Origin of the sequence: Methylobacterium sp. (assembly GCF_019745455.1) — a bacterium.
GTDB lineage: Bacteria > Pseudomonadota > Alphaproteobacteria > Rhizobiales > Beijerinckiaceae > Methylobacterium.
The window spans coordinates 1-4617 of the sequence record NZ_JAIETD010000159.1 but is presented as its reverse complement, the minus strand read 5'-3'; the positions used below and the strand labels follow the sequence as shown (position 1 = coordinate 4617).

Genomic DNA, 4617 nt, shown 5'->3' with positions numbered 1-4617 from the left:
CTTCCTCGGCATTCCTGGCATCCTCCAAAGGCTCGAAAGCCTACTTCAGGGAGGACCACTTTTCAGGGGGCAGGCCATCAGCGTGGGTCCGAGTTCATAGCACTGAAGGCTGACCTTATGGCGAGCGCTAAGGTTTATTTGCAGCCTTCTTCGACGGCTCGGCGGGTCCGATGCTTCCCGTCTCTGACACGCGATCACGAGCCTGATCGAGGCGCCTCTTCGAAGAGACACGTTCGCGTTGTGAGCCGGCAAGCAGGCTCCTGGCTGCATCGCGGGCCGCAGCGGTTTGGCTTAGCTCTTCGCGGACCGAGGCAAGTTTGCCTTGCCACTCACGCAAAAGGTCGATGTTGGCCTGCTCCAGAACTTTCTGGCGGCCCACCGATGCGCTTAGCTCCGTCTGAAGCAGGCTCACCTGAGTCGTGAGATCGCGGCTTGCTGATGCTTTGTTCGCATAGGCTCCCCAACCTGCGACGGCGTAAATCCCCAGGATCAGCGGCAGCACCTGGGCGCGTGTTGGCGTCCAGGCAAAAAGCACCTGCAGTTTCCAGCGTAGCAGTTCCAACAGGCGAGGCATGAGCCGTGTGCTTCCCTTCGCAACTGGGCGGATCCGTCTGGTCCGAACAGCTGAACGATCAGATTCACGACGGTGCCTGCACAGCGTTAACGCTGGCTTACCAAGCACTTCACAGGATAGCTTGAAAAAGGAGTTAAGAGCGTGCCTCATTAGTTTACGGCGGAGAGCGTGGGCAAATGCAGGCGGCTCGTCGTCCAGGCAGGCGCGCGAAGGATGGAGCGACGGCTCTCCCCCGCGCTGTTCGCATATTAATGATCGCGCTCACTGCTATGGCTCATGCGTCGGGCTACATAGTCGCCTGAGCGGGAGTGCTGCCCAAAGACCAGCCACCCGATGCCGAACCCGATGCCGCCAGCGATAAACAGGCTTGCCAGCGTGGCGCTGTCCGCATCGCCCACCAGGCGGCTACCCTGCCGATAGTAATCGGTGCCACGCTTGGAAACATCGTCCCACGTCTCCGATGCGCGGTCCGTGGCAGTTCGGAGTGTCTCGCGAGCTTGATCTGCTATTGCGGAGCCACCGCTCGATGCCTGCGGCTTGGTTGATCCCGGCTGCCCCGCCGACTTCCCAAGCGGATCGTGAGATTGAATGTCGGCCATTACGAACCTCCCTGTCGCTACCGTATCGTTTCCTTCCGCATCCATCGCAGCCTTGCTGATCTCACGATCTTCGTTGGCTGCACGAACGATGCGCTGGGATTGCAACCCGCCAGCCAGGGGAGATGATCCTGAGAGGAGCAGGCATCGGAACGTATGGAGTGGCGGAATGCAGACAGAACCCGAGTCTCACCATCATCGGTGTCACGGCATCGCTACAGAACGATTGGCCGCGAAGGAGAAGACCAGCCGGCGGAGCCAGGTTCATGACTCCGACAGGTTGCGACGTGTAGGCAAACAAAAAGGCCCGATGTCGTCCTGGAAGGCTTGAGCCCGGCTCGGGTTGGCAGATCGACCGAATGTTCATCGAAGGCTTGAACATCCTTTGGCAAGAGGCAGGACCAGTGTGCAAGATTCGGCAAGGATGACCTCGATGCTCGACCCCGGACGGACGTGCTGGCGCATCACTCGCGCCGACCATTTCGCCCTTATCGTCGACGCCGCAGACTACTTCACCACTCTGAAGCGTGCGATGATCCAGGCTCGGGAGTGTATTCTCCTCATCGGCTGGGACTTCGACACCCGCGTGACGTTGACAAGCGACGAGGATGGCGAATGGCCGAACGAGTTGGGGCCATTCATCAATGCCCTCGTTGACCGCAAGCCAGGGCTCGACATCCACGTCCTCAAATGGGACCTCGGCCTTCTGCAGACGCTCGGCCGCGGGACAACGCCGCTGTTCGTCCTCGATTGGATGACGGACGAGCGCATCCACCTGCAACTCGACCGCGTCCATCCAATTGGAGCCTGCCATCACCAGAAGATCGTCGTAATCGATGACGCCATCGCCTTCTGCGGGGGCATCGATATCACCGTCGGACGATGGGACACCCGCCAGCATCTCGACGAGGACGCCCGTCGTACAAGCCCATGGGGGTTCCCTCAGCCGCCCTGGCACGACGCAACAACCGTCGTCGATGGCGAGGCTGCCCGTTCACTCGGTGATCTTGCACGACTACGATGGAAGCAGGCGACGGGAGAGAACCTCACACCCCCATCACGGCAATCCGAGGATCGCTGGCCTGGGCAACTCCCGCTGACCTTTACAAATGTTGATGTCGGTATCGCTCGGTCGCAGCCTAACCACGGCGATGAGGGGGAGGCGCGCGAGATCGAGGCATTTCTTCTTGCCGCAATCGGTAAAGCGCAGAGGTTAATCTATATCGAGAGCCAATACTTTGCTTCCGACGTCGTAGCTCGAGCTATAGTGGCGCGTCTTCAAGAGAAGCAGGGGCCGGAGATTGTGGTTATCAATCCGCTGACGGCTGAAGGCTGGCTGGAAGAGAAAGTCATGGGCTCGGCACGGAGCCTCGTCCTTGAGCAGATCAAGGAAGCAGACCATGCGGGCCGGTTTAAGATTTACTATCCTTCTACCGCGAAAACGACACCGATCTACGTACATGCCAAGATCATGATCGTCGACGACGTGATCCTGAAGGTTGGCTCGTCGAACCTCAACAATCGCTCGATGGGCCTCGATACAGAATGCGACATTGTAGTCGAGGCCGCGGGCGACACCGTCGTCGCCAACAGGATCGAGCAGAGCATTCGTGAAGTTCGACATGACCTTCTTGCCGAGCATCTCGGTACGACACGCGCCGATGTGGCTACCGTCGAGAACCGTAAGAGCGGTTCGCAATTAGCTGCGATCGAGTCGCTTAGGCGTGACTCGGGGCGCACGCTCGTTCCGCTTACTCCCGAGCCGATCTCAGCCGCCGAGCGCGCGCTTGCAGCAAATCAAGCCCTCGACCCGGCCAGACCGGAACCCATCGGCCACCACGTCGGGGTTTTGATCTCATCGACCGTGGATGCAGTACGCGTCGTGGTTACGGGTAAGGAGCCCGCGCGCCACTGATCACGCGCTTCATCGCCTGAATTGTCCTGCCTTCACTGCGATCGCTCAGCATCGGCCTTCGCCGTATCAGGCCGCCAAGTGATCAGGCGGTAGAGGTACGACAGGACAATCAGTCCGACGATGCCTTTTGAAACAGGATCGAGATAGGCGGAAACTTGCTCGTAACGGTCCTGAAGCCAGTAGCCCGCCAAGGCGAGCAGCGTGGTCCAGACCAACGTCCCGATGGTCGAGTAGATCAGGAAGGGGAGCATGGGCATGGCGGCTAAGCCCGCTGGCACAGAGATGAGCGTACGGACTGCGGGAACGAGGCGCCCGAAGAGCACACCGATGCGTCCCCGTCTGTCGAACCAGGTGCGCGCCCGGTCGACCTCCCTTGGCGATACGGTCAGCCAGCGGCCATGACGAGCGGCTAAGCGTTTGAGCCGCTCGGGACCGAACTTTCGTCCGGCCCAGTACCAGGGAAGAGCGCCGAGCACCGATCCGAGAGTTCCCGCCACGATGACGCCGGTAAGGCTCATATCGCCTCGTGCGGCGACAAAGCCGGCAAGGGGCATGATCAGTTCGGAGGGGATCGGCGGAAACAGGTTTTCGGCGAGCATCAATAGCGCGACGCCGAGGTAGCCTGCTCGAGCCAGGACATCTACGATCCAATCAAACATGAAGTCTTTCGGATGGTGTTAAAGGATGGATGGGGGTGCCCATCGACACCGATAGGAAAATGCCGGCGGCTTCACCGTTTTAAGGCACTTTGCCCGGCGCGACAGACACGCAGGCACAACGCCTCGGTTGGATGCCTATGGACAGTGTCCGTTAGGAGCCAGGTGAGTGCCCGCCTCTACCCGTTCATCAACTATCAGCTGCCGGGGCATGATGGCTGCTGATGGATCGGCAGCCCGCGCCAGTCGCTGGAATTGGTTTCGGTGCGGCAGGCATGCGCGGTGCGCCACTGAGAAAGGGAAGCAGGACAGCGGTGAATGCCTCCGGATGCGAATAGTTGATCCCGTGCGCCGCACCGGGAATGACGGCCAGACGGCCGCGAGGCAGTAAGCCTGTCAGGCGCGTCACAAACGCATAGGGGACGATGTAGTCGCGTGTGCCCCAAACCACGAGAGTCGGCTGTTTGACCTGACACGCCTTCTGGCCGATCTGATTGTCGACCATGCTGCGTAAAGTCAGGATATAGCGCCTGATCCCGCCACGGGCATAGTCGGTGAGCGCTACCCAGGCGAGTGACCACCGCTCGAACGCTGCGATGGCGAAGAAGCCCATCATCTGCCGGATCAAGCCACGCGCCTCCGGATCCGGGGTCGGTCCCTGCAACACAAGGCGGTCGATGAGCTGGGGATGAACGATTGACAGTTCGACAAGCACCTCGCAGCCGAGTGAGTTGCCGACCAGGGCTGCACGCTCCACCCCCATCGCTTGCATCCAGACGGCCAGCGCGTCGGCGAGCTCGCTGCGGATTCCGACGGAAGCCGGCCACCCATTCCGACGCGAAGCCGGCCAGCGTTCCGATTTGATGTCGGCCACCA

At 60.6% G+C, this 4617-nt stretch carries 5 protein-coding genes; 1 reads left to right on the top strand and 4 read right to left on the bottom strand.

Annotated elements, in window-relative coordinates; all coding sequences use genetic code 11:
• Window positions 1-127: 127 nt before the first annotated feature.
• Both K2Y56_RS25140 and K2Y56_RS25135 read right to left on the bottom strand, forming a co-directional pair.
• A complete protein-coding gene (locus K2Y56_RS25140; RefSeq protein ID WP_292514507.1) occupies window positions 128-574 on the bottom strand; it encodes a hypothetical protein in 447 nt (148 codons plus the stop codon).
• 248 nt (window positions 575-822) lie between these two features.
• Window positions 823-1173 (bottom strand): hypothetical protein, encoded by a 351-nt coding sequence (locus K2Y56_RS25135; protein ID WP_292514505.1) that lies wholly within the window; start codon window positions 1171-1173, stop codon window positions 823-825.
• Between the two features lie 430 nt (window positions 1174-1603).
• Here K2Y56_RS25135 and K2Y56_RS25130 point away from each other — a divergent pair, with 430 nt between their 5' ends.
• Window positions 1604-3085 carry a phospholipase D-like domain-containing protein gene (locus tag K2Y56_RS25130; protein WP_292514502.1) on the top strand — a complete coding sequence of 494 codons (1482 nt, stop codon included), beginning with the start codon at window positions 1604-1606 and terminating at the stop codon, window positions 3083-3085.
• Between the two features lie 32 nt (window positions 3086-3117).
• Here the strand turns inward: K2Y56_RS25130 and K2Y56_RS25125 are convergent, their stop codons facing one another.
• Window positions 3118-3744, bottom strand: coding sequence for a DedA family protein (locus K2Y56_RS25125; protein ID WP_292514499.1), 627 nt, complete (start codon window positions 3742-3744; stop codon window positions 3118-3120).
• Window positions 3745-3931: 187 nt separating this feature from the next.
• A partial coding sequence (locus tag K2Y56_RS25120; RefSeq protein WP_292514496.1) for an alpha/beta hydrolase occupies window positions 3932-4617 on the bottom strand: 686 nt, incomplete at its 5' end.